This is a genomic window from Pseudomonas sp. 5P_5.1_Bac1, assembly GCF_025466015.1.
Classification (GTDB): domain Bacteria; phylum Pseudomonadota; class Gammaproteobacteria; order Pseudomonadales; family Pseudomonadaceae; genus Aquipseudomonas.
This window is the reverse complement of record NZ_JANLNX010000081.1, coordinates 121785-143910: the sequence shown is the minus strand read 5'-3', so window position 1 is coordinate 143910 and position 22126 is coordinate 121785. Positions and strand designations below refer to the sequence as shown.

The window sequence follows — 22126 nt, the reverse complement described above, 5'->3', positions numbered from 1 at the left end:
GAAAGCCGCTATGCTCCGCGTTCCAAGCGCGCCTGACAAGTCCGTCAGCTACAGATAGCCATTATTTGCAGTTTCCTGACATAGCTGATTGGCCAGCATCCCCAACGTCATCAATACCCGCTCCGCCTCCCGATTCCACGGAATGCCGCAGTTGAGGCGAATGCAGTGATTGAATTGCTCGGTGTTACTGAAGATCAGCCCCGGCGCGATACTGATGCCCTGCTGCAGCGCACGCACATGCAACTCCTGGGTATTGACCCGCCCAGGCAGACTGACCCACAGAATGAAACCACCGGTGGGCCGGGTCATCTGGGTGCCTTCCGGGAAATACTGCTGAACCGCCAACTGATAGGCACTGAGGTTCTTGCGGTATTCCTGGCGAATGAAGCGCAGGTGTCGATCGTAACCACCGTTTTCCAGATAAGCCGCCACGCCCATTTGCGTCACGCTGCACGCGGAGTGGGTGCTGAACGTCTGTAGCCGCTGGATCTCCTGCTGGTAGTTGCCAGCGATCATCCAGCCGATCCGCACGCCTGGCGACAGGGTCTTGGAAAAACTCGAACAGTAGATGACACGATCAAGCCGGTCGAACGCCTTGAGCGATTTGCTCTTGCCCTGCTCGAACATCAACTCACCGTAGATATCGTCTTCGATGATCTGGATATTGAAATCCGAGGCCAGGCGCAGCAGTTGTTTCTGGCGATCTTCCGGAATGGTACCGCCCAGCGGGTTGCTCAGCCGCGCCGTGAGCACCAGCGCCTTGATGGACCATTGATTGGCCGCAAGTTGCAGGGCTTCCAGACTGATGCCGGTGGACGGATCACTGGGGATCTCGATCACTTTCAAGCCCAGCAGGTCGGCCAGTTGCAACAGACCGTAGTAGGTCGGCGATTCGGCGGCGATCAGGTCTCCCGGCCGGGTCAGCACGCGCAAAGACATTTGCAGCGCATCAACGCAACCGTGAGTCACCACGATCTCGGAAGGATCGACAATCACCCCGGCATCACGCATGCGAATTGCAATCTGCCGGCGCAGCGGCTCGAAGCCAGGGCTGAACATATAGCTGAAGGCCCGCGGACTCTGGAAGCGCGTGACCTTGGCCAATTGCTGGTGCAGCGCCCGCACCGGCAGGTAATCGACATGGGGCACCGCCGCGCCCAGCGGAAAAACTCCGTCCCGGCGCGCTTCGTCCAAGACCTGCTGGATGATGCTGGCGCGAGTGACCAGCCCCGGTCGCTCAACCCGCGCGATATCCGGGGTCGACGCCGTCAACGCCGGGGTCTGGTGAACGTAATAACCCGATTGCGGCCGAGCCCGGATCAGCCCCTGGTCTTCTAGGTTGGCGTACGCCTGGAGCACGGTTGCATGGCTGACATTCAACTGTGAGCTCATCTTGCGCACGGACGGCACACGCTCACCCGGCTGATAGACACCACGCCGAATATCTTCGGCGAGCTGCTGAGCGATACGCTGATAAAGCAACAGGTTGGTCATGATCCACTCTCGGCACGCAGGCAATCTGATTATTCTTGTACAAGCCGGCACAGAATACCGGAACAGTTCCCAAGTGTACTGGGACAGATTGCAGACTCGTCGACAATACCGTGATGTGAAGACGCATCAAAGTGCTGAAAACGCATAAAAAATCACGGCTAATAAAAAACCCGGTGTCTTTCGATCACCGGGTTTTCGTGTCGGGGACGTATCAGCGCTCGGCGCCGAGCCTGCCCTTCTCATCGGAGAAAACGATTTCCACGCGACGGTTCTGCGCCCGGCCACGCTCCGAGGCATTCACCTCGACCGGGTACTGGTCACCATACCCGCGAACCTGGATGCGCTTCTCATCGACACCCAGGTCAACCAGCATGTCAGCCACCGCCTGCGCACGGTCACGCGACAGCTTGAGGTTGTCCTCAGGGTTGCCAGTGCTGTCGGTGTAACCCTCGATGCGAACAACGCGCTTGGGGTTCAACTGAAGGAACTGCACCAGCTTGAGCACCGTGCGGCTCGCGGAGTTTTTCAGATCCGCCTGCCCGGTATCGAACAGCACATCGCCCAAGGTCATGACCAGGCCACGATCACTGTCCGTGGTGGCCAGGCTGACGATCTGCTCCTCGAGCCATTTGCCCTGCTGCTGCACGCTGGACAGCTTGGCTTCGCGCAGCGCCAGTTGCAGACGTTGGCGTTCCAGCTCCAGCTTGGCCTGACGCTCCTGATTGAGCACCAGATTGCTGTGCTCGCGAGCAATCTCGCTGTAGCGCTGACTCAGATAGGCGTAATGCCGTACATCCGAGCCGGTGCCGATATAGCTGGCCAGACGCTCAGCCCGCGCCAGCGACTCGCCTGCGCGGATGACATCCCGCGGCGCACTGCGCAGCACGTTTGAATCGTCCTTCACCGACTGAAAGCTGGCCGTCGCTTGTTCCAGCGCGACTTCACTGCGCTCACTGGCACAGCCCTGCAACCCAAGAACACCGGCAATCGCCAGCAATGCCAGAGGCTTGATCGAACTCACTTCTGTTCCCCCAACTGCTTGCGAAGACGATCCACCCGCGACTGCAGAAGGGTCAGTTGCTCCTGACTTTTCAGGGTCAGTACCCGGGCCTCGGCCAGGCGCGCATCCAGTTCGGCCTGTTCGGCACGCATGCGCGCATCGCGGAACGACTCGCTGAGCATATTGCTGCGGGCCCGCGTCAACTTCTCTTCAGCCAGCTTCAGCTCGGCCACATCATCGGTGGCACCAACGGCCTTGGCCTGCTCAAGCGCCTGCTCGGACAAACGCAACTGTTCATGAGGCGCCGGATCGGACGCACAGCCGGCCAGGGCCAGCAATGCCAGGACGGCGAATAGGGGTCGAGTTCTCACACAAGTTTCCTACTGTTTAGGGGCGTCAAGCGGCGCCTGCAACTGCGCTTGCCAACGCTCGATGTTGCGTTGCAGGACCTCCTGGGCTACGCCAGAGGCCGGCAATTCTGTCAGTTTTTTCGCCAACTGTCCGCGTAACCAGGCGTCATTGCAGACGGAATTGTGAGACAGCGCCAGATACAACCCCGGCCGATCCAACGGCAAGCCGCGCGCAATCAGGTCGTTGGCCATCCCCAGGCTCTGAGCCATGGCCATGCCGGCGTAGCGGCCGGCGAGCACATAATCCACCTGCCCCAGCAAGAGTTTCTGAAATGCCTGGGTGAGGTTCGGGACATGGGTCAGCTTCAGTTCGGTCTTGCTGAACGCCTCGAACTCAGGGGTCAAACGCGCCTTTTCGGAGATGGCGCCCTGATGCTGGTGCAGATCGGCCAGGTTTTCATAAGCCAATGCTGCGTCGTGGCGAGTCCAGACCAAATATTCGTTCTGCAGCACCGGCGGGTGAATATAGTCTAGGGCTGTCAGCTCAGCGACCGCCATAGGCGCGTCCACCAGCAGGTCCATGCGCCCACTGCGCACCTCGGCCTGAGCGTCGCTGCGCTTGCCGGCGTAGAGCACTTCGACCTTGAGCCCCAGCTCGCTGCCGATCTGCTGCAACAACTCGACATTGGCACCGATCAGGTGCCGGGGATCCTGCGGGTCACGCCAGGAATAAGGCGGCGCATCCGGACTGCCGGTCACCACCAGCCGCTCGCACTTGCCGACCGCCATGGCCATCGACGGCAAACACGCGAGCCCGAGCATCGCCACTGTTCCTTTTCGACCAAACCACCCCATGCCAGCGCCCTTTCTCAATCGCGGAAAATCAAAAAGCCCGGTTGTCGCGAGCTGCGGCGAGCGACCGAAGGATCGCCTGCGCACAGCCCGGAACAACCGGGCTCTTTATAAGTGAAGCGACTGGATTAAACCAGCTTCTCCAGCTCAGGGATAGCTTCGAACAGGTCAGCCACCAGGCCGTAGTCGGCCACCTGGAAGATCGGCGCTTCTTCGTCCTTGTTGATCGCAACGATCACTTTGGAGTCTTTCATACCGGCCAGGTGCTGGATCGCGCCGGAGATACCAACGGCGATGTACAGTTGCGGGGCAACGATCTTGCCGGTCTGACCGACCTGCATGTCGTTCGGCACGAAGCCTGCGTCGACTGCGGCGCGGGAAGCGCCGACTGCCGCGCCCAGCTTGTCGGCCAGGGCGTACAGGTGCTTGAAGTTGTCGCCATTCTGCATGCCGCGGCCGCCGGAAACGACGATCTTGGCAGCGGTCAGTTCTGGGCGGTCGGACTTGGCCAGCTCTTCGCCGACGAAGGACGATTTGCCAGCGTCGTGGACAGCGGCAACGGCTTCAACGGCAGCCGAGCCACCTTCGGCGGCAACGGCGTCGAAACCGGTGGCGCGAACGGTGATGACCTTGATTGCAGCGGTCGATTGCACGGTAGCAATGGCGTTGCCAGCGTAGATCGGGCGCTTGAAGGTGTCAGCCGATTCGACCGCGATGATCTCGGAAATCTGGTCGACGTCCAGCAGCGCGGCAACGCGCGGCAGAACGTTCTTGCCGTTGGAGGTGGCAGGTGCCAGCACGTGGCTGTAGCCCTTGCCCAACTCGGCAACCAGCGGCGCGATGTTTTCCGGCAGGAAGTTGGCGTAGGCGGCGTTGTCGGCTACCAGCACCTTGGCGACACCGGCGATTTTCGCGGCGGCTTCAGCAACACCACCGACGTTCTGGCCAGCGACCAGGACGTGGACATCACCACCGATCTTCGCGGCAGCGGCAACGGTGTTCAGGGTAGCGGGCGCAACGGCACCGTTTTCGTGTTCAGCGATAACCAGGATAGTCATTTAGATTACCTTCGCCTCGTTCTTCAGTTTCTCGACCAGTTCAGCAACCGACTTGACCTTGATACCCGCGCTGCGTGCAGCCGGCGCTTCGACTTTCAGGGTCTTGTTGGTGGAGGCGGTGGAAACGCCCAGCGCGTCAGGAGTAACGGTCTCCAGCGGCTTCTTCTTGGCCTTCATGATGTTCGGCAGCGACGCGTAGCGCGGCTCGTTCAGGCGCAGGTCGGTAGTGACGATCGCCGGCAGGTTCAGAGCAACGGTCTGCAGGCCGCCGTCGACTTCACGGGTAACGTTGATCTTGTCGCCCGCCACTTCGACTTTGGAAGCGAAGGTGCCTTGAGCGAAACCGGTCAGCGCGGCCAGCATCTGGCCAGTCTGGTTGTTGTCGCTGTCGATGGCTTGTTTGCCGAGGATCACCAGTTGTGGCTGCTCCTTGTCGACGACAGCCTTGAGCAGCTTGGCCACGGCCAGGGAGGTCAGCTCTTCGGCGGACTCCACCAGCACGGCGCGGTCAGCACCCAGTGCCAGGGCGGTGCGCAGTTGTTCCTGGGCGGTAGCCGGGCCGACGGTAACGACGACGATTTCGCTGGCCACGCCTTTCTCTTTCAGGCGGACGGCTTCTTCGACGGCGATCTCGCAGAAGGGGTTCATGGACATTTTGACGTTGGCGAGGTCGACGCCGGAGTTGTCCGCCTTGACGCGAACCTTGACGTTGTAGTCGACCACTCGTTTGACAGCTACAAGAACCTTCATGGATTCCTCGTTACTCTCCGGTGAAAAGAATGTCGCCTGGGCCGAACCCGGCGATTGCGCGTGGGTACAAGGGCACCTCTAAAAACGATTGCAGCCGGACGAATTTAAACTGACTCGATAGTCGCGTTCCGACCCTTCATCGCAAAACCCGTGAGTCATTCTTTGTGGTGGCGTGTAAACTCCACTACAAAACCCCGGTTTGGCGTAACTGCCCTGCTCTTTGCCAGGTCTTTAGGGGTGCTCCTGCATCCGACGGTCAGCCTACGGCGAGCGTAAAACCGCCCGTATCTTGACCGTAACGCCCAATCCGGTCAATACGGCAAAACCGCCAGCTTCCAGCCGTGCCTCTTTGATTTTACTGGCCTGCGGCAAATTCAAACAAACGTTTGTATTGGACCTCGCAAGTGGTGTAGATATAATGCGCGGCCAAGAGAAAGCGGTGTAGTGCGTCATCTTCCGGAGCTACATACCCGGCCCTTCGAAATGACCGCGCTGACACCCGCCAATAAAGAAAAACCGATGAGCCTTGAGTAGGAGAGAACCTGTGGAACGCGAATACATGGAATTCGACGTGGTCATCGTCGGCGCCGGCCCGGCGGGCCTGTCCGCCGCCTGCCGACTAAAGCAGAAGGCCGCCGAAGCCGGTAGCGAAATCAGCGTCTGCGTGGTCGAGAAAGGCTCCGAGGTCGGTGCCCACATCCTCTCCGGCGCCGTATTCGAGCCGCGCGCCCTGAACGAACTGTTCCCGGACTGGAAGGAACTGGGCGCGCCGCTGAACACCGAGGTCAAGCGCGACGACATCTATGTGCTCAAGGATGGCAACAGCTCGGTCAAAGTCCCTGATCTGTTCGTGCCCAAGACCATGCACAACCAGGGCAACTACATCATCTCCCTTGGCAACCTGTGCCGCTGGCTGGCCCAGCAGGCGGAGAATCTGGGCGTGGAAATCTACCCGGGCTTCGCCGCCCAGGAAGTGCTGTTCGACGACAACGGCGTGGTTCGCGGCATCATCACCGGCGACATGGGCGTGGATCGCGAAGGCCATCCGAAAGACGGCATGTACACCCCAGGCATGGAACTGCGCGGCAAGTACACCCTGTTCGCCGAAGGCTGCCGTGGTCACCTCGGCAAGCAACTGATCAAGCGCTTCAACCTCGACAGCGAGTCCGACGTCCAGCACTACGGTATCGGACTCAAGGAAATCTGGGAAATCGATCCAGCCAAGCACCAGCAAGGCCTGGTGGTCCACACCGCGGGCTGGCCGCTGGACGTGGTCAGTTCCGAAAACACCGGCGGCTCCTTCCTCTATCACTTGGAAAACAACCAGGTGGTAGTCGGCCTGATCGTCGACCTGTCCTACGGCAACGCCTACCTCTCGCCATTCGATGAGTTCCAGCGCCTGAAGCACCACCCGGTGCTCAAGCAGTACCTGGAAGGCGGCAAGCGCATCAGCTACGGCGCCCGCGCCATCAGCAAGGGCGGCCTGAACTCGCTGCCGAAGATGGTCTTCAACGGCGGCGCCCTGATCGGCTGCGACCTCGGCACCCTGAACTTCGCCAAGATCAAGGGCAGCCACACCGCGATGAAGTCCGGCATGCTCGCCGCCGACGCAGTAGCCGATGCCCTGCTGGCCGGCAGCGAAGGCGGCGACCAGCTCAACAGCTACGTCGCGGCCTTCAAGTCGAGCTGGCTGCACGACGAACTGTTCGCCAGCCGCAACTTCGGCCCGGCCATGCACAAGTTCGGTCCGCTGTTCGGCGCGGCGTTCAACTATATCGACCAGAACTGGTTCGGCGGCAAGCTGCCGTTCACCCTGCACGACACCAAGCCGGACTACGCCTGCCTCAAGCTCGCGGCCGACTCGAAGAAGATCGACTACCCCAAACCCGACGGCAAGCTGAGCTTCGACAAGCTGAGCTCGGTGTTCCTCTCCAGCACCAACCATGAAGAAGAGCAACCGTGCCACCTGAAGCTGGCCGACGCCGGCATCCCGATCGGCACCAACCTGCCGCTCTACGATGAGCCGGCGCAGCGCTATTGCCCGGCAGGCGTGTACGAAGTGATCACCCAGGAAGACGGCAACAAGCGCTTCCAGATCAACGCACAGAACTGCGTGCACTGCAAAACCTGTGACATCAAGGACCCTTCGCAGAACATCACCTGGGTCACCCCGGAAGGCGCCGGCGGCCCGACTTACCCGAACATGTAAGACGGCGGCCACGAAAAAGCCCCTCCACCGCAAGGTGTGAGGGGCTTTTTACATCCGGGCGGAAAAAGGCCGAGTCAGCCCTTGGCCAGCAGCAGCTCTTCCTCGCTGCACAGGCGCTCGCGACCACTGAAGTACAGCGACGTCAGCACGCCGACAAAGCCCATTACCGCGCAAAACGCCACGCACACCCACGGACTCCAGGGCATCAGCGCGATCAGCATCAGCGGCGTGGTACTGGCCCACAGCGCGTAGGCAACGTTGTAGGTGAACGAGATGCCGGACACCCGGATCCGCGCCGGGAACAGCCCGACCATCACCGAAGGCACCACCCCCACTACCCCGCAGCCAAGTCCGGCCAGAGCGTAGGCAATGCCGACCGTGTCCCACCCGGCAACCAGACTGCCGTACAGCGCGCCAATGCCCAGCGGCAGCAGCAGCGAATACAGCAGCAGCGCCCGCCAGGCGCCGATGCGATCCACCAACAGGCCAGCCAGCACGCAGCCAATATTGAGGAAGACAATCCCCAGGCTGCTCAAGGCGAAGGTATGCCCGGCAGTCATGCCGAAGCGCTGCTGCATCACGGTCGGGGTGATCACCACCAGCACCACCACCGCCGAGGTCAATACGCAGGTCAGCAGCACCGCCGGCAGCAGCGCCTGACGGTGCTCACGCAATACCGCCCGCAGCGAGAACTCCTTCGGCCGGTCGCTGCTCTGGCGCGCCAGGGCGAGGAACACCGGCGTCTCGCTGAGCCAGCGGCGCAGCCACACACCGATCACCCCGAACACACCACCCAGCAGGAACGGGTAACGCCAGGCGTAATCGAGGATTTCCTGAGGGGTGAACATCTGCGCCAGCGCCGTGGCGGTCAATGCGCCGAGCAGATAGCCGAACGTCAAACCGGCCTGCAGGAAGCCCAAGGCATAACCGCGCCGGCCAGGCGGCGCGTGCTCGGCGACGAAAGTCCAGGCGCTGGGCACCTCACCACCGACCGCCGCGCCCTGCAGGATCCGCAGCGCCAGCAGGATCAACGGCGCGGCATAGCCGATATCGGCGTAGGTCGGCATCAGGCCGATCAGCAGGCAAGGCAGCGCCATCATCAGAATGCTCAGGCTGAAGACCTTCTTGCGCCCGAGATGATCGGCGAAATGCGCCATGAGGATGCCGCCCAGCGGACGCGCCAGGTAGCCGGTGACGAAAATCCCGAAGCTCTGCAACAGCCGCAGCCACTCGGGCATTTCCGGCGGAAAGAACAGCTGGCTGAGGGTCAGGGCGAAGAACACGAAGATGATGAAATCGTAGATTTCTAGCGCGCCGCCCAGGGCCGCCAGGCCGAGGGTCTTGTGGTCACCGCGCGACAGGCGCGCGGAGTCGTTGGCAGTCATAGGGGTTTCCGCAGGGATGAACGGGACCGCGCGCAGCCAGGCGCGCCTGAACGAGCGCCAGAGCATAACAAAATGAACCCGGGCGCAGGCGATTCAGGAGGGGCGGGAGAACACCGTCTGGCCCTGACCCAGCCAGTGCCGGGAGGGCCCACGCGGAGAGTTCTTGCCCCTCGGGCTGGGTAACTGAGCGAGCACCCGCGGGGTATCGATGAGGGCCATGAACGCATGCAGCGCTTCATCGTCCGGCACCTTCGCCAGGCTGATGGTCACCGCTTGGCGCTGCCCCGTGGGCACCGCAGGCATCTTCAGGTGCTGCGACTCGTACAGCAGCGCATGCTGAATCTGCACATTGACCCGGCAGAAACGCTCCAGGTCGACCCCGGCATGGCTGGCCAGGTCGATGTTGCCGATCAGCAGGTTGAACGGCAGCAGTGCGTTCTGCACAAGGTGGCGCAGGTCTTCGAAGGACTGTACCGGCGCAATGCGGTAGTAGCCCATGCCGTTGAGCATCTTCTCCAGTTGCAGCAACTGCATGGGATGCGCGTCGGCCAACAGGATTCGCAGGGTTTTGTCAGCCATGGTGAATGACCAAGGTGATAGTTGTTGGGGAACACTCCTTGACCCTTCACCGCGCCGACGAATCAGGCAGCAATTCCGTAGGAACTTTTACTGATAGTTGTCGGGAAACCGTCGGAAATCAAGCGAGCGTCAATATATTGTTGGGATGCCCGTTTTCGGGTCGCTCGGAGCGGCGGCACATAATACTCGCAAATGAAAATGGTTCTCACAAAGATTTAGCTATTTCAGCATAGTATTGCCCTCCCCCGGACGGGCCCTCGACGGCCAGTGCCGCAGGTAAATTACAGCGTGCCCCTCTCGTTTATCTGGGAGCCTCCCGTGTCGGCGCCAAATGCCGCGCGGGCCGAATCCCACTGGCTGGAACCCCGCATGAGACGTCCTACTTTCAAACGCCGCCTGCTGATCTGTGCCCTGGGGCTGGTCAGCCTGGGTGCCCTGGTTGCCTGGAAAACACTGCCGGGCAACGACCCGCTGAGTACCGTTGCGGTCACCCGTGGCGATATCGAAAGTAGCGTCACCGCGCTGGGCAATCTGCAACCACGGCGCTATGTGGACGTCGGCGCCCAGGCGTCCGGGCAGATCCGCAAGCTGCATGTCGAGCCCGGCGATGAAGTACAGGAAGGCCAGTTGCTGGTGGAGATCGATCCGTCGACGCAACAGGCCAGGCTCGATGCGGGCCGCTATTCCATCGACAACCTCAAGGCCCAGTTGGCCGAGCAGCAAGCCCAGTACAAGCTTGCCGAGCAGCAGTACAAACGCCAGCAAAGCCTCGCCGCCGGAGGCGCCACCCGCGAGGAAGACGTGCAGACCGCCCAGGCGCAACTCAAGGTGACCCAGGCCCGCATCGACATGTACCGCGCGCAAATTCTTCAGGCCCAGGCGAGCCTTCGCAGTGACGAAGCGGAACTCGGCTACACCCGCATCTACGCGCCGATGTCCGGCACCGTGGTCGCGGTGGACGCTCGGGAAGGCCAGACCCTCAATGCCCAGCAGCAGACCCCGTTGATCCTGCGTATCGCCAGGCTGTCGCCGATGACGGTGTGGGCCGAGGTCTCGGAAGCGGATATCGGCCACGTCAAACCCGGCATGACGGCCTACTTCACCACCCTCGCCGGCGGCAAGCGGCGCTGGAACAGCACCGTCCGGCAGATTCTGCCGATTCCGCCCAAGCCGCTGGATACCTCGTCCCAGAGCAGTGGCGGCGGCAGCGGTTCGCGCAGCGCCAGCGGCAGCAGTGGCAAAGTGGTGCTCTACACCGTGCTGCTGGACGTCGACAACCCGGACCACAGCCTGATGGCGGAAATGACCGCCCAGGTGTTCTTCGTTGCCGGCCAGGCACAGAACGTACTGACCGCGCCCGTCGCGGCGCTGGAAGACGACGGTGACAAGGCCGACCAGCGCCTGGTCCAGGTGGTGAACCGCGACGGCAAGATCGAGCAGCGTCATGTGCGCACAGGCCTGAGCGACCGCCTGCGGGTGCAGATCCTCGACGGCCTGTCCGAAGGCGACCACCTGCTGATCGGCGCCCCCATCGCCAGCGGGGGTTGAATGAGCACGCCCCTGATTGAACTGCGGGATATCCGCAAGTCCTACGGCGGTATCGACACGCCCAAGGTGGAAGTGGTCCGCGGCGTGAGCCTGGCCATCCATCCCGGTGAATTCGTCGCCATCGTCGGCGCCTCCGGCTCCGGCAAGTCGACGCTGATGAACATCCTCGGCTGCCTCGACCGCCCCACCAGCGGCGAATACTTCTTCGCCGGCAAGGACGTCGCCGACCTGGACAGCGACGAACTGGCCTGGCTGCGCCGCGAGGCGTTCGGCTTCGTCTTCCAGGGCTATCACCTGATCACCTCGGGCTCGGCCCAGGAAAACGTCGAGATGCCGGCCATCTATGCCGGCACGCCCGCCACCGAGCGTCACGCCCGCGCCGCCGCCCTGCTCGACCGCCTCGGCCTCGGCGACCGCACCGGCAACCGCCCGCACCAGCTCTCCGGCGGCCAACAGCAGCGAGTGTCGATCGCCCGCGCATTGATGAACGGCGGCCACATCATTCTCGCTGACGAACCTACCGGCGCCCTCGACAGCAAAAGCGGCGCCGAGGTCATGGCGCTGCTTGACGAGCTGGCCAGCCAGGGCCACGTGATCATCCTGATTACCCATGACCGCGAGGTCGCCGCCCGGGCCCAGCGGGTCATCGAGATTCGCGACGGCCTGGTCATCAGTGACTCGGCCAACGAGCAGCCCGAACGGCAGCGGGCCAAAGCCGGCCCGAAAGCCGAGGAACTGCGCCAGTACCTCGACCACGGCTCGACCCAGACCGGCGCCTGGAAAGGCGAACTGGTGGAAGCCCTTCAGGCCGCCTGGCGAGTCATGTGGATCAACCGCTTCCGCACCGCGCTGACACTGCTGGGCATCGTCATCGGCGTGGCGTCGGTGGTGGTCATGCTGGCCGTCGGCGAAGGCAGTAAACGCCAGGTGGTGGCGCAGATGGCCGCCTTCGGCTCGAACATCCTCTACCTCAGCGGCAAGTCGGCGAGCATGCACGAGCCCGCCGGGATCATCACCCTTGACGACGTCGAAGCGGTCGGCAGTTTGCCGCAAGTGAAGAAGATCATGCCGGTGATCGGCAACCAGTTGATGGTGCGCTACGCCAACAACAGCCAGACGTTCTACGTCGGCGGCAACAACACCTGGTTCTCGGAGATCTTCAACTGGCCGGTGGTCGAGGGCAGCTTCTTCACCGAATCCGACGAACTGAGCGCGGCCTCGGTGGCGGTGATCGGGCAGAAGGTCAAGGAGAAACTGTTTGCCGAACGCAGCCCCATCGGCCAGTACATCCTGATCGGCAACGTGCCGTTCCAGGTGCTCGGCGTGCTCGCTGGCAAGGGTTCCAGCTCCGGCGACCAGGACAGCGACGGGCGCATCGTGGTGCCCTACTCTGCCGCGGCCATCCGCCTGTTCGGCAGCCGCGACCCGGAGTACGTGACCATCGCCGCCGCCGATTCGGGCCGGGTCAAGGAAACCGAAGTGGCCATCGACCAACTGATGCGCAAACTGCACCGCGGCAAGCACGACTATGAACTGACCAACTACGCGGCGCTGATCCAGGCCGAGGCCCGCACGCAGAACACCCTGTCACTGATGCTCGGCGCGATCGCGGCGATCTCCCTGCTGGTGGGTGGCATCGGGGTGATGAACATCATGCTGATGACCGTGCGCGAGCGGACCCGCGAGATCGGCATCCGCATGGCCACCGGCGCCCGCCAGCGCGACATCCTGCGCCAGTTCCTGACCGAGGCGGTGATGCTGTCGATGGTCGGCGGCGTGACCGGCATCGCCGTGGCGATGTTGATCGGCGGCGGCCTGATGCTGGCCGACATTGCCGTGGCGTTTTCCCTCGGTGCCGTGCTCGGCGCCTTCACCTGCGCCGTCATCACCGGCGTGGTGTTCGGCTTCATGCCGGCACGCAAAGCGGCCCGGCTCGATCCGGTCAAAGCCCTGACAAGCGAATAATCGATGACATTGCCCAGCCGTCTCAGCCTTCTGTCCCTGTGTGTATTGCTCGGTGCCTGCGCCAACAGCACCCCCGACGCCGCGCCGCCAGCGGCCCCCGAACACTGGCAAGGCCAGCATGACCCAGCCGCGTCGATCGCCGACGGGCCATGGTGGCAGGCCTTCGCCAGTGCGCAACTGAACGACTTGATCGAGCAGGCGCGCAGCAACAGTTTCGACCTCGCCGCGGCCGTGGCGCGGATCCGCCAGGCCCAGGCCAGCGCGGTCATCGCCGGCGCGCCATTGCTGCCGGAGGTGAAGTTCGGCCTCAATGCCAGCCGCGAACGGTTGCTGCGCGGCAACGGCTACAACGGCATCGATGCGACCCGCAGCGACCGCACCTACACCACCTTCAGCACCGGGCTGAACGCCAGTTACGAAATCGACTTCTGGGGCGGCAACGCTGCGGCCCGCGACAGCGCGCTGCGCAGCCTGGATGCCAGTCGCTTTGACCGCCAGACGGTGGAACTGACGCTGTTCAGCGGCGTCGCCAGCAGCTACCTGCAAAGCCTCGCGTTGGTCGAACAAGTGCGCATCGCCCGGCTGAACCTGAGCAACGCCCGCGACGTGCTGCAAGTAGTGCAGACCCGCCACGACGCCGGGTCGGCGACCGCCCTGGAACTGGCGCAACAGCGCAGTTTGGTCGCGGCGCAGGAACGCCAGGTGCCGCTGCTCGAACAACAATTGCAGGACACCCGCATCACCCTGGCGACCCTGCTCGGCGAACCGGTGCAGGCGCTGCCGCAGACCCGCGAGGATTTCACCGCGATCAACTGGCCGCGCATCAGCACGGGCGTGCCCAGCGACCTGCTCAGCCGCCGGCCGGATATCGCCGCCGCCGAAGCACGGCTGGCGGCGGCCCAGGCCAATGTTCAAGTGGCCCGCGCCGCGATGCTGCCGAGCCTGACCCTGGGCGCCAACCTCGCGTCCGGTTCGCAGGTCTTCGACCGCTTGTTGCGCAGCCCCTACTACAACCTGACGGCGGGGCTGGCGGCGCCGATCTTCGACAGCGGCCGGCTCAAGGCCGAACGCGACCGGGCCCGCGCCGAGCAGGAAGAGCTGCTCCAGCGCTATCACGCCAGCATCGTTTCCGGTTTCGGCGATGTGGAGAAGGCGCTGAACAGCATTGGCGGCGTCGATCGCCAACGGCAGTGGCAGGACGAAGAAGTGCGTCAGGCACGCACCGCCTTCGAACTGGCGGAGCGGCGCTATCGAGCGGGCGCGGAGACGCTGCTGACGGTGCTGGAAACCCAGCGCACCCTCTACCAGGCCCAGGACCAGCAGGTGCAACTGCGTCTGGCGCGGGTGCAGGGCAGCGTGGCGCTGTACAAGGCGTTGGGGGGCGGCTGGCAGGTGACGGAGGTTCGCTGAGCGAGAGAGGGGACCGCTCGCGGTCCCTTACGAGGCAATCCCTTTCATCGACAAATGCCGCGCATACCACGGCCGTTGCGGCACGCGCTTGAACAGCGGCTTGAGCTTGTCTTCCTCGGCAAAGATGAGGCGCAACGCCAGCTTCATCGTCTCGATATCCATCTCCACCGACTTGCCCGGGAACATGCCCGGCGTGGTGCTGCAGCCATGGGTGGTCGGCCCCAGCCACGGATCCTCGACTTCATTCCAGCGCCCCGGCGCGAACCATTCCACGCCATTGACCTGAAGGCGCCGCACCTGGCCCGGGTTGTGCCGCTCGTGAGCGCGGAACCAGTCTTCGATGCGGTCGTCGATCCAGCCATGAAAGCCCCAGAACACCGGGTTTACATGGGAGGAAAACGGATCACCGAGGAAGTCGTTATCGGCGCCGTACCAGCGGGCGGCGAAGTCCGACGGATTGCGGGCGAACGGCACCGGCGCGCCGTTGGACGGGTCACGCGGGACCGACGCCCAGCACATGTGCAGCCAGTCGTGGAGGTTCATTTCCAGCTCCGAACCCAGCTCGCCGAGGGTCATGCGCGACAGGTACAGCGGGTCCTGGTATTGCGATTCCCAGACCTGGAAGTTGCTGCAGAACGTCTCCTGCGCCTTGATCGCAGCCACCCACTGGGTGTACTCGCTGTCTCCCGACGCCAGCCAGGTCGGCGGTACGCTGTAGCCATCGTGGTTATCGAAGTAGCGGGCGAAACCGTGGCGATCGAACTCGACGTTTGGCTGTGGCAAGGGGAAATGGGTCCAGGACGGTAATGCCTGGAAGGTCCGCGCGGTGTTGAGCATATGCCGGTGCATGAACAGAAAATCCACACCGGAGCCGTTGCGGTGCTTGCGTGGCCCGCGGGCATCACGCTCCTTATCCCGCGGCCCGGGTTGCCAGCCGAGGCCGCGCAGTGCGCCATGCTGGTCTTCGGAGAGCCTGTGCCATTTGTCCCGGGTCGAATGCCAGAGCTGGTGGAACAACCGGTGCTCGGCGCCGATCAGCCAGTCGCGTAATTCGGGGGTGTAGGCAATGCGCTCACGCGCCTCGGGAAACATCCGCTTCACGGCGACGAAATGACTGTCTTGCAGGGGCAATGCCATGGACCGGTCGAGGCGCTGCAGGTTACCGCTGAGGGTTCCGCTGCCGGCGTTGCCGAAACTGCCCCAGACCTCATCCAGCGTGGCAATGCACTCGAAACCTGGGCCGCCCTGGTTGCTCAGCAGACGCCAACGCACTTGTTTGCTGGAAGCGCCGACCAGATCGCCCAGCACCCGATAGGCCACCGGGCCGGGTTGTTCCAGCCGCTCACCGGTGTCCAGCACGCCGCGCAGGCCACGGCCTTTGGCGGCGATATCCAGGTACAACTGCGCGCCTTCGCGCGGTAGCCCCGGCAGGCCACCATCGGCGCCGGTGAAGCGGATATCCCAGACACCCCGCAGTTGATTGGCCAGTTGCTGGCCGGCGATATCCGCCAGTTCAACGCTGGCTTCGCCTGGGGTGACGATGTCGTCCTCGGGGTCGTGGGTCAGCTTGCGATGGCCGTAGTAGACCGCCGGCACCGCCGCGCTGGTCAACGCCAGACCTGCTATGAATCCCCGTCGAGATATCGTCATTGCCCACCCGTGCCAGCCATGGAAACCACTTATGTCCAAGCTAGAACGTTGAATTGGGTGGGAAATTTAGGGGTTATTGCTCATCAAACGGCCTCGACGCGCAACGGCATCTGCAGCAGCACCCGCAGACCGTCGGGACGGCTGTCGAAATGCAATGAACAGGCACAGCGCTGAACGATTGCCTGGACGATCGCCAACCCCAGGCCGCTGCCCTCGCTTTGACCATTGCGCCAGAAGCGCTGGGTCAAGTGTTGCAGGTGCTGCTCGGGAATGCCGGGGCCATGGTCGCGGACGAGGAATCCGACCCGGCCCTCCTCCACGTGCACCTCCAGTTCCACCGGGGTTTCGCCGGTGCTGTGGCGCAGAGCGTTATCCAGCAGGTTGCGCAGTGCCGCCACCGCCAAACCCGCCGGCATGTCCAACTGCACCTCTGCGGCCCGTTGCGGCGCCTGCAAGAAGATGCGACGGTTGTCGCCGGTATCCTGAATGGCCTGGCGGGCGGCCTGTTCGGCACTGCACTGCACGCCATCGTCGAACGACAGGCTGCCCTCGACCCGGGCCAGCAACAGCAATTGTTCGAGGGTCCGGTGCAAGCGGTCGGCGCCCTGCTCGGCATGCTCCAGGGCCTGCTCGCGCACGCTGCCATCGGTCATCCGCGCCACTTGCAGGTGGGTCTTGATTGCGGTCAGCGGGCTACGCAGTTCATGGGCGGCATCGCCGGTCAGGCGGCGCTCGCGCTCGATGGTCTGGCCAATGCGCAGGAACAACTGGTTCTGGGTGTCCAGCAACGGCTGCAACTCGCTGGGCACCGCCTTGATCTGCAGCGGTTCGACGGAATCCGGGCTACGCCTGCGCAGGGCGTCGCGCATCCAGTTCAGCGGCGCCAGGCCCTTGCCGATACCGACCCAGAGCAGGCCGAGACTGCCGAGCAGGGCCACCAGCACCGGCGCCGATGCCGCCAGCAGGATCGAGCGGTTCAGCGCCTCGCGTTCGAGGTGACGGTCGGCGGTGGTGATGCGGATATCGCCGTGGGCGAAGGTGAAGCTGCGCCAGCGCGCGCCATCGATCATCTGGTCATGGAAGCCGCCGCGCCCGTCATCCAGGTGCTGATCAGCATTCTGATGGCTGCGGGCGAGGATCTCGCCACGCAGCGAAGTGACCTGGCAGGCCATGCCATCGGGGACGCTCAACTGATCGGCACTGAGGTGGGTGCCCTCGCCCTTGCTGGTCAACGGCTGCGGCAACTGGTCGATCAGCCCGGCGACCATCCGCGCCGACGCCACCAGGCGCTGGTCGAGGGAAAACATCATTTGCTGGCGCAGGTCGCGCAGCATCCAGGCGGCGGCGAGGGCCCAGATCAGGACGAAGGCGGTGCCGAGAATCAGGCTCAGGCGCAGGCGCAAGCTCATCACGGTGATCCTGGCAATTGCGCCGGGCCGAGACGGTAGCCCAGGCCGCGGACGGTCTCGACGATGCCGTTGCCCAGCTTGCGGCGCAGGTGATGGATGTGCACGTTCAGGGCATTGCTCTCCACTTCGTCGCCAAAGCCGTAGACGCTGTCCTTGAGTTGCTCGCTGGAAAGTACCCGGCCGGGATTGTTCAGCAGCGCCTGGAGCAGCGCCTGCTCGCGGCGCGACAGGTCCACCGGCTGGCCGCCCAGGCTGGTTTCGCAGTTGCTCGGGTCGAAACTCAGCGGCCCGTGCTCGATGACGTTCACGCAGCGCCCGGCCATGCGCCGCACCAGGCTGTGCAGGCGGGCGGCCAATTCGCGCAGGTCGAAGGGTTTGAGCAGGTAATCGTCGGCACCGGCCTGCAGGCCGTCGACGCGGTCGGTCACCGCGTCGCGCGCGGTGAGGATCAGCACCGGCAGGCGCTCGCCTTGCTGACGCAAGCGCTGCAACAGCTTGAGGCCATCTTCGTCGGGCAGCCCGAGGTCGAGCACCATCACATCGAAGTGCGCGGCCTGGAGCATGGCGCGCGCGGCACCGGCATTGGCCACGCGGTCCACGGTGAGGCCCTGGGCGCTCAGGCCGGCAATGATGCCGCTGGCGATCAGGTCGTCGTCTTCACAGAGCAGTACATGCATGGGCGGATTCGGTCATCGACGGGGGAAGGCCTGCAGTGGGCCAGAGCAGGATTAACCGGGGATTATGCCCTGCGTCGCACGCCCCGTCGCCTGCCGGCCAGCGGCTTAACCCTGGGTTAATCCAGGGTCGGCAGCCTTGCTCGCTCATGACCTTCCAAGGCTTCGACATGCGTGCATTGCTCCTGGCGATCCTCTGCCTGTTCACTTCCCTGAGCCAGGCGCAGAGCTTTGCCAATCCTTTCGCCCAGAGCGACTTCCTCCCGGTGGAAAAGGCCTTCGTCTTTACCAGCGAACGCCTGCCGTCCGGTCAGACCCGCCTGCACTGGGCCATCACCGACGGCTATTACCTGTACCAGAAGCGCCTGAAGTTCGACGGCCTCGCACCGGAGCAGATTCCCCCGCTGCCCCAGGCACTGCCGCACCACGATGAGTTCTTCGGCGAAACACCGGTCTACCGCGGCGAACTTGAACTGCTGCTGCCGGCCTCGGCCCAAGGCACCTTGCGCATGGGCTGGCAGGGCTGCGCCGATGCCGGGCTGTGCTATCCGCCACAGACGTCGCTTGTGAACCTCGGCGGTGCCAGCGCCGACACTCCCCAGACCCAGGCCAGCGATCAGGCCCTCGCCGGCACCCTGCAACAGCGGAACCTGAGCTGGGGGCTGCTGGTGTTCTTCGGCCTTGGCCTGTTGCTCGCCTTTACGCCCTGCTCATTGCCGATGCTGCCGATCCTCGCCGGGCTGGTGATGGGCAACAACGCCAGCAGCCGCCGCGGCTGGGCGCTGGCGGGTACTTATGTGTTGAGCATGGCGCTGGTGTACGCCGCGCTCGGCGTGGTCGCCGCCCTGCTCGGCGCGAACCTGCAGGCCTGGCTGCAACAACCCTGGTTGCTGGGCAGCCTGGCCGGGTTGTTCGTGCTGTTGGCCCTGCCGATGTTCGGCGCCTTTGAACTGCAATTGCCGATGTTTCTGCGCGATCGCCTGGAGCGCGCCGGGCGCCACACCCGCGGCGGAAACCTGTTTGGCGCCGCGGCGCTGGGCGCGTTGTCCGGTTTGTTGATGGGCCCGTGCATGACCGCGCCGCTGGCCGGCGCCCTGCTCTATATCGCCCAGAGCGGCAATGCCCTGCACGGCGCGCTGGTGCTGTTCAGCCTCGGACTGGGCATGGGCCTGCCGCTGTTGTTGCTGGTCACCGTGGGCAATCGCTACCTGCCGCGTCCCGGTGCGTGGATGAATCTGGTCAAGGGCTTCTTCGGCTTCGTCTTCCTAGCCATGGCCCTGTACACGCTGCGCGTGGTGCTGACGCCCGCGCTATGGCTCGGGCTGGCGGGAAGCTGGCTGCTGGCCCTGGCCTGGAGCGCCTGGCCGGTCCTGCGCCACTGGCGTGCGGCGCAACCACCGGTGCTGATCGCCGGGCTGTGGGGCCTGCTGTCGATCATCGGCGCTGCCGGGGGTGGCAGCGATCCGTGGCAACCGTTGCAGCCTTACAGCGCATCTCGCGCCACTGCCAGCGCGGTGACCGCGCCGGTCGACGCCTTCACCACCGTCAGTACCCCGCAGGCCTTGCAGGCTGAGCTGGATGCGGCGCGCAGCCAGGGCCAGTGGGTGTTTCTCGACTACTATGCCGACTGGTGCGTGTCCTGCAAGGTCATGGAAAAGCAGGTGTTCGCCCGCGCTGATGTGCTCGCGGCGCTGAGTGGCGTGCGTCTGGTGCGCCTGGATGTCACCGCCGACGCGCCGCCCGCTCGCGAGTTGCTGTCGCGTTACCAGGTGCCCGGCCCGCCCAGCATGCTGTGGATCGGTCCCGATGGCGAAGAACGGCGCAGCCGCCGGCTGGTGGGTGAAGTGGACGCCGCGACTTTCCTGCAACACTGGAATGCAACCAGGAGCCAAGGCTGATGCTGACGGTGAATATCGGCCCGGTGGCCATGGCCCTCGATCACCTGTTGCTGCTTGCGGCACTGGGCTTGGCGACCCTGGTCGGCTGGCGAGTGGCCAAGCGTGGCGGCGACAATCCGGAGTCCTCGCTGTTCGGCCTGTTTCTCCTCGGCCTGCTCGGCGCCCGGGTCGGTTTCGTCATCGCCTACTGGTCGATGTACCGGGATGATCCGCTGCAAATCATCGATATCCGTGACGGTGGTTTCTCGCCCTGGACCGGCCTGCTGGCAGTGCTGATCGGCGCCGTCTGGACCGGCTGGCGCAAACCGGCGCGGCGCCGCCCGCTGGGCTGGGGATTGTTCAGCGGCGCGCTGTTCTGGCTGCTGGCCAGTTGGGGCAGCCATCTTTACGAACAAGGCACCCAGTTGCCGCAACTGAGCCTGCTCGATGCCCGCGGGCATTCCGTCGCCCTCGACAGCCATCGCGGCCGCCCGCTGGTGATCAACCTGTGGGCGACCTGGTGCCCGCCCTGCCGCCGCGAAATGCCGGTGTTGCAGCAGGCACAACACGAATACCCGGACGTCACCTTCCTGTTCGTCAACCAGGGCGAGACGCCGCAGATCGTCACCAATTTTCTCGCCACCACCGGCCTGAACCTGTCCCACGTGCTGTTCGATGCCGGCGGACAACTGGCCGCGCAGGTCGGCTCCATGGCCCTGCCCACCACACTGTTCTACGACGCCGACGGGCGCCTGGTCGGCAGCCATCTCGGCGAGCTGTCCCGCGCCAGCCTGCGTCACGCGCTGCAGTCGTTCGAGAACGTGCCGAGCACTCCCCTTTCAGAAACAAGGAATACACCATGAGGATCCCGATCTACCTGGGCCTGGCCCTCGGCATTTTCGCCAGCCCGCTGGTCTTGGCCGAGGAACTGCCCGCAGCGGTCAAGCAGATCGAAGCCAAGGGCGCGAAGATCGTCGGCAGCTTCGATGCCCCCAACGGCCTGAAAGGCTATGCCGCGCAGTTCCAGAACCGCGGCGTGGCGCTGTACCTGACGCCGGACGGCAAACATGTGCTGGTGGGCAGCCTGTTCGACCAGGAAGGTCGCGACCTGAGCGAGAAACCGCTGGAACAACTGGTGTACGCGCCCATGGCCAAGGAAGTCTGGGCAAAGATGGAAAAGACCGCCTGGATCGCCGACGGCAAAGCGGATGCGCCGCGCATCGTCTACCTGTTCAGCGACCCCAACTGCCCTTACTGCAACATGTTCTGGGAACAGGCGCGGCCGTGGGTCGAATCGGGCAAAGTGCAGTTGCGCCACATCATGGTCGGCATCATTCGCGAAGACAGCCCGGCCAAGTCAGCGTCGCTACTGGCCAGCAAGGATCCGCAAAAAGCCCTGCATGACCACGAAAGCGCCGGCAAGGCCAGCACACTCAAGGCGCTGGAAAAAATCCCGGCGGATGTGCAGGCCAAACTCGATGCCAACCTGGCCCTGATGAACGAACTGGGCCTGTCCGCCACCCCGGCGATTTTCTATCTGGACGATCAGCAGCGCCTGCAGCAACAGCAAGGCGCCCCGCGTCCGGAACTGCTCGGCAAGATCCTCGGCAAGCGCTGAGCCCTCCTCCCGCCCGGCGTGCATTCAGCCGCACGCCGGCATCCTTGGCCGCCGCTCAGGCGGCTTTTTTTCGTCATCGAAGAGACGTGAGCACGCGCACAAATCCGTCATTTGGCTGTGGGATAAAAGTGCCGGACGCACACCAGCCCGTCGCCGCCCAAAACGCCGAAATCGCTCTGAAGCGAGGCAGCACAAGGCGTCCACGAATGACACTTGCCGGGTCATGAAACAGGCTGATGATCTTAGAACCAAAACGTATATAGAGTTATTAACTTTCGCAATTGACAATAATTATCAT

General features: G+C 63.8%; 18 protein-coding genes. 7 read left to right on the top strand and 11 right to left on the bottom strand.

Annotation, left to right across the window (positions count from 1 at the left end; all coding sequences use genetic code 11):
* Positions 1-48 precede the first annotated feature (48 nt).
* The 6 genes from NTD82_RS17095 to NTD82_RS17070 all read right to left on the bottom strand — a co-directional run bounded on the left by NTD82_RS17095 (position 49) and on the right by NTD82_RS17070 (position 5504).
* On the bottom strand, positions 49-1494 hold the full coding sequence (locus tag NTD82_RS17095) for a PLP-dependent aminotransferase family protein (RefSeq protein WP_095157086.1): 1446 nt from the start codon (positions 1492-1494) through the stop codon (positions 49-51).
* A 211-nt stretch (positions 1495-1705) separates the two neighbouring features.
* A complete protein-coding gene (locus tag NTD82_RS17090; protein WP_262129555.1) occupies positions 1706-2515 on the bottom strand; it encodes an OmpA family protein in 810 nt (269 codons plus the stop codon).
* On the bottom strand, positions 2512-2865 hold the full coding sequence (locus tag NTD82_RS17085) for a DUF4398 domain-containing protein (RefSeq protein ID WP_095157084.1): 354 nt from the start codon (positions 2863-2865) through the stop codon (positions 2512-2514). Before NTD82_RS17085 ends, NTD82_RS17090 begins: the two co-directional genes overlap by 4 nt.
* 9 nt (positions 2866-2874) lie before the next feature.
* Positions 2875-3666 carry a substrate-binding periplasmic protein gene (locus tag NTD82_RS17080; RefSeq protein ID WP_262129554.1) on the bottom strand — a complete coding sequence of 264 codons (792 nt, stop codon included), beginning with the start codon at positions 3664-3666 and terminating at the stop codon, positions 2875-2877.
* Between the two features lie 158 nt (positions 3667-3824).
* Entirely contained in the window at positions 3825-4754 is a 930-nt protein-coding gene (locus NTD82_RS17075; RefSeq protein ID WP_262129553.1) for an electron transfer flavoprotein subunit alpha/FixB family protein, read from the bottom strand.
* On the bottom strand, positions 4755-5504 hold the full coding sequence (locus NTD82_RS17070) for an electron transfer flavoprotein subunit beta/FixA family protein (RefSeq protein WP_095157081.1): 750 nt from the start codon (positions 5502-5504) through the stop codon (positions 4755-4757).
* Between the two features lie 544 nt (positions 5505-6048).
* Here NTD82_RS17070 and NTD82_RS17065 point away from each other — a divergent pair.
* Positions 6049-7713 carry an electron transfer flavoprotein-ubiquinone oxidoreductase gene (locus NTD82_RS17065; RefSeq protein WP_262129552.1) on the top strand — a complete coding sequence of 555 codons (1665 nt, stop codon included), beginning with the start codon at positions 6049-6051 and terminating at the stop codon, positions 7711-7713.
* Between the two features lie 74 nt (positions 7714-7787).
* On the opposite strand, the gene NTD82_RS17060 is transcribed toward NTD82_RS17065, so the two are convergent.
* Together NTD82_RS17060 and NTD82_RS17055 are read right to left on the bottom strand one after the other, a co-directional pair.
* Entirely contained in the window at positions 7788-9098 is a 1311-nt protein-coding gene (locus tag NTD82_RS17060) for an MFS transporter (RefSeq protein WP_262129551.1), read from the bottom strand.
* Positions 9099-9191: 93 nt separating this feature from the next.
* Positions 9192-9677, bottom strand: coding sequence for a histidine kinase (locus NTD82_RS17055; protein ID WP_262129550.1), 486 nt, complete (start codon positions 9675-9677; stop codon positions 9192-9194).
* 369 nt (positions 9678-10046) lie between these two features.
* On the opposite strand from NTD82_RS17055, the gene NTD82_RS17050 reads away from it, so the two are divergent.
* From NTD82_RS17050 to NTD82_RS17040, 3 genes are read left to right on the top strand one after another with little or no spacing between them, the layout of a single operon-like run.
* The gene (locus tag NTD82_RS17050; RefSeq protein ID WP_262129549.1) at positions 10047-11225 is read left to right on the top strand and encodes an efflux RND transporter periplasmic adaptor subunit; all 1179 of its coding nucleotides are present in this window, start codon (positions 10047-10049) and stop codon (positions 11223-11225) included.
* Positions 11226-13190 (top strand): MacB family efflux pump subunit, encoded by a 1965-nt coding sequence (locus NTD82_RS17045; RefSeq protein ID WP_262129547.1) that lies wholly within the window; start codon positions 11226-11228, stop codon positions 13188-13190.
* A 3-nt stretch (positions 13191-13193) separates the two neighbouring features.
* Complete coding sequence (locus NTD82_RS17040; RefSeq protein WP_262129546.1) at positions 13194-14600, top strand: efflux transporter outer membrane subunit; 1407 nt, start codon at positions 13194-13196, stop codon at positions 14598-14600.
* A 27-nt stretch (positions 14601-14627) separates the two neighbouring features.
* Here the strand turns inward: NTD82_RS17040 and NTD82_RS17035 are convergent, their stop codons facing one another.
* The 3 genes from NTD82_RS17035 to NTD82_RS17025 all read right to left on the bottom strand — a co-directional run bounded on the left by NTD82_RS17035 (position 14628) and on the right by NTD82_RS17025 (position 18336).
* A complete protein-coding gene (locus NTD82_RS17035) occupies positions 14628-16250 on the bottom strand; it encodes a PvdJ/PvdD/PvdP-like protein (protein ID WP_262129545.1) in 1623 nt (540 codons plus the stop codon).
* Positions 16251-16333: 83 nt separating this feature from the next.
* Entirely contained in the window at positions 16334-17659 is a 1326-nt protein-coding gene (locus NTD82_RS17030) for an ATP-binding protein (RefSeq protein WP_262129544.1), read from the bottom strand.
* Positions 17659-18336, bottom strand: coding sequence for a response regulator (locus NTD82_RS17025; protein WP_262129543.1), 678 nt, complete (start codon positions 18334-18336; stop codon positions 17659-17661). Before NTD82_RS17025 ends, NTD82_RS17030 begins: the two co-directional genes overlap by 1 nt.
* A gap of 167 nt (positions 18337-18503) precedes the next feature.
* Here NTD82_RS17025 and dsbD point away from each other — a divergent pair, with 167 nt between their 5' ends.
* From dsbD to dsbG, 3 genes are read left to right on the top strand one after another with little or no spacing between them, the layout of a single operon-like run.
* The gene (gene dsbD / locus NTD82_RS17020) at positions 18504-20231 is read left to right on the top strand and encodes a protein-disulfide reductase DsbD (RefSeq protein WP_262129542.1); all 1728 of its coding nucleotides are present in this window, start codon (positions 18504-18506) and stop codon (positions 20229-20231) included.
* On the top strand, positions 20231-21073 hold the full coding sequence (locus tag NTD82_RS17015; RefSeq protein WP_262129541.1) for a prolipoprotein diacylglyceryl transferase family protein: 843 nt from the start codon (positions 20231-20233) through the stop codon (positions 21071-21073). The genes dsbD and NTD82_RS17015 overlap by 1 nt, the downstream gene beginning before the upstream one ends.
* On the top strand, positions 21070-21828 hold the full coding sequence (dsbG, locus tag NTD82_RS17010; RefSeq protein ID WP_175651611.1) for a thiol:disulfide interchange protein DsbG: 759 nt from the start codon (positions 21070-21072) through the stop codon (positions 21826-21828). Before NTD82_RS17015 ends, dsbG begins: the two co-directional genes overlap by 4 nt.
* The last annotated feature ends 298 nt before the right edge of the window (positions 21829-22126 follow it).

What these genes read in the sequence shown, in the direction of transcription:
- NTD82_RS17095 (WP_095157086.1), bottom strand. Translation starts at nt 1,494, where the DNA reads ATGACCAACCTGTTGCTTTATCAGCGTATCGCTCAGCAGCTCGCCGAA.
- NTD82_RS17080 (WP_262129554.1), bottom strand. Translation starts at nt 3,666, where the DNA reads ATGCTCGGGCTCGCGTGTTTGCCGTCGATGGCCATGGCGGTCGGCAAG.
- NTD82_RS17075 (WP_262129553.1), bottom strand. Translation starts at nt 4,754, where the DNA reads ATGACTATCCTGGTTATCGCTGAACACGAAAACGGTGCCGTTGCGCCC.
- NTD82_RS17070 (WP_095157081.1), bottom strand. Translation starts at nt 5,504, where the DNA reads ATGAAGGTTCTTGTAGCTGTCAAACGAGTGGTCGACTACAACGTCAAG.
- NTD82_RS17060 (WP_262129551.1), bottom strand. Translation starts at nt 9,098, where the DNA reads ATGACTGCCAACGACTCCGCGCGCCTGTCGCGCGGTGACCACAAGACC.
- NTD82_RS17055 (WP_262129550.1), bottom strand. Translation starts at nt 9,677, where the DNA reads ATGGCTGACAAAACCCTGCGAATCCTGTTGGCCGACGCGCATCCCATG.
- NTD82_RS17050 (WP_262129549.1), top strand. Translation starts at nt 10,047, where the DNA reads ATGAGACGTCCTACTTTCAAACGCCGCCTGCTGATCTGTGCCCTGGGG.
- NTD82_RS17045 (WP_262129547.1), top strand. Translation starts at nt 11,226, where the DNA reads ATGAGCACGCCCCTGATTGAACTGCGGGATATCCGCAAGTCCTACGGC.
- NTD82_RS17040 (WP_262129546.1), top strand. Translation starts at nt 13,194, where the DNA reads ATGACATTGCCCAGCCGTCTCAGCCTTCTGTCCCTGTGTGTATTGCTC.
- NTD82_RS17035 (WP_262129545.1), bottom strand. Translation starts at nt 16,250, where the DNA reads ATGACGATATCTCGACGGGGATTCATAGCAGGTCTGGCGTTGACCAGC.
- NTD82_RS17030 (WP_262129544.1), bottom strand. Translation starts at nt 17,659, where the DNA reads ATGAGCTTGCGCCTGCGCCTGAGCCTGATTCTCGGCACCGCCTTCGTC.
- NTD82_RS17025 (WP_262129543.1), bottom strand. Translation starts at nt 18,336, where the DNA reads ATGCATGTACTGCTCTGTGAAGACGACGACCTGATCGCCAGCGGCATC.
- dsbD (WP_262129542.1), top strand. Translation starts at nt 18,504, where the DNA reads ATGCGTGCATTGCTCCTGGCGATCCTCTGCCTGTTCACTTCCCTGAGC.
- NTD82_RS17015 (WP_262129541.1), top strand. Translation starts at nt 20,231, where the DNA reads ATGCTGACGGTGAATATCGGCCCGGTGGCCATGGCCCTCGATCACCTG.
- dsbG (WP_175651611.1), top strand. Translation starts at nt 21,070, where the DNA reads ATGAGGATCCCGATCTACCTGGGCCTGGCCCTCGGCATTTTCGCCAGC.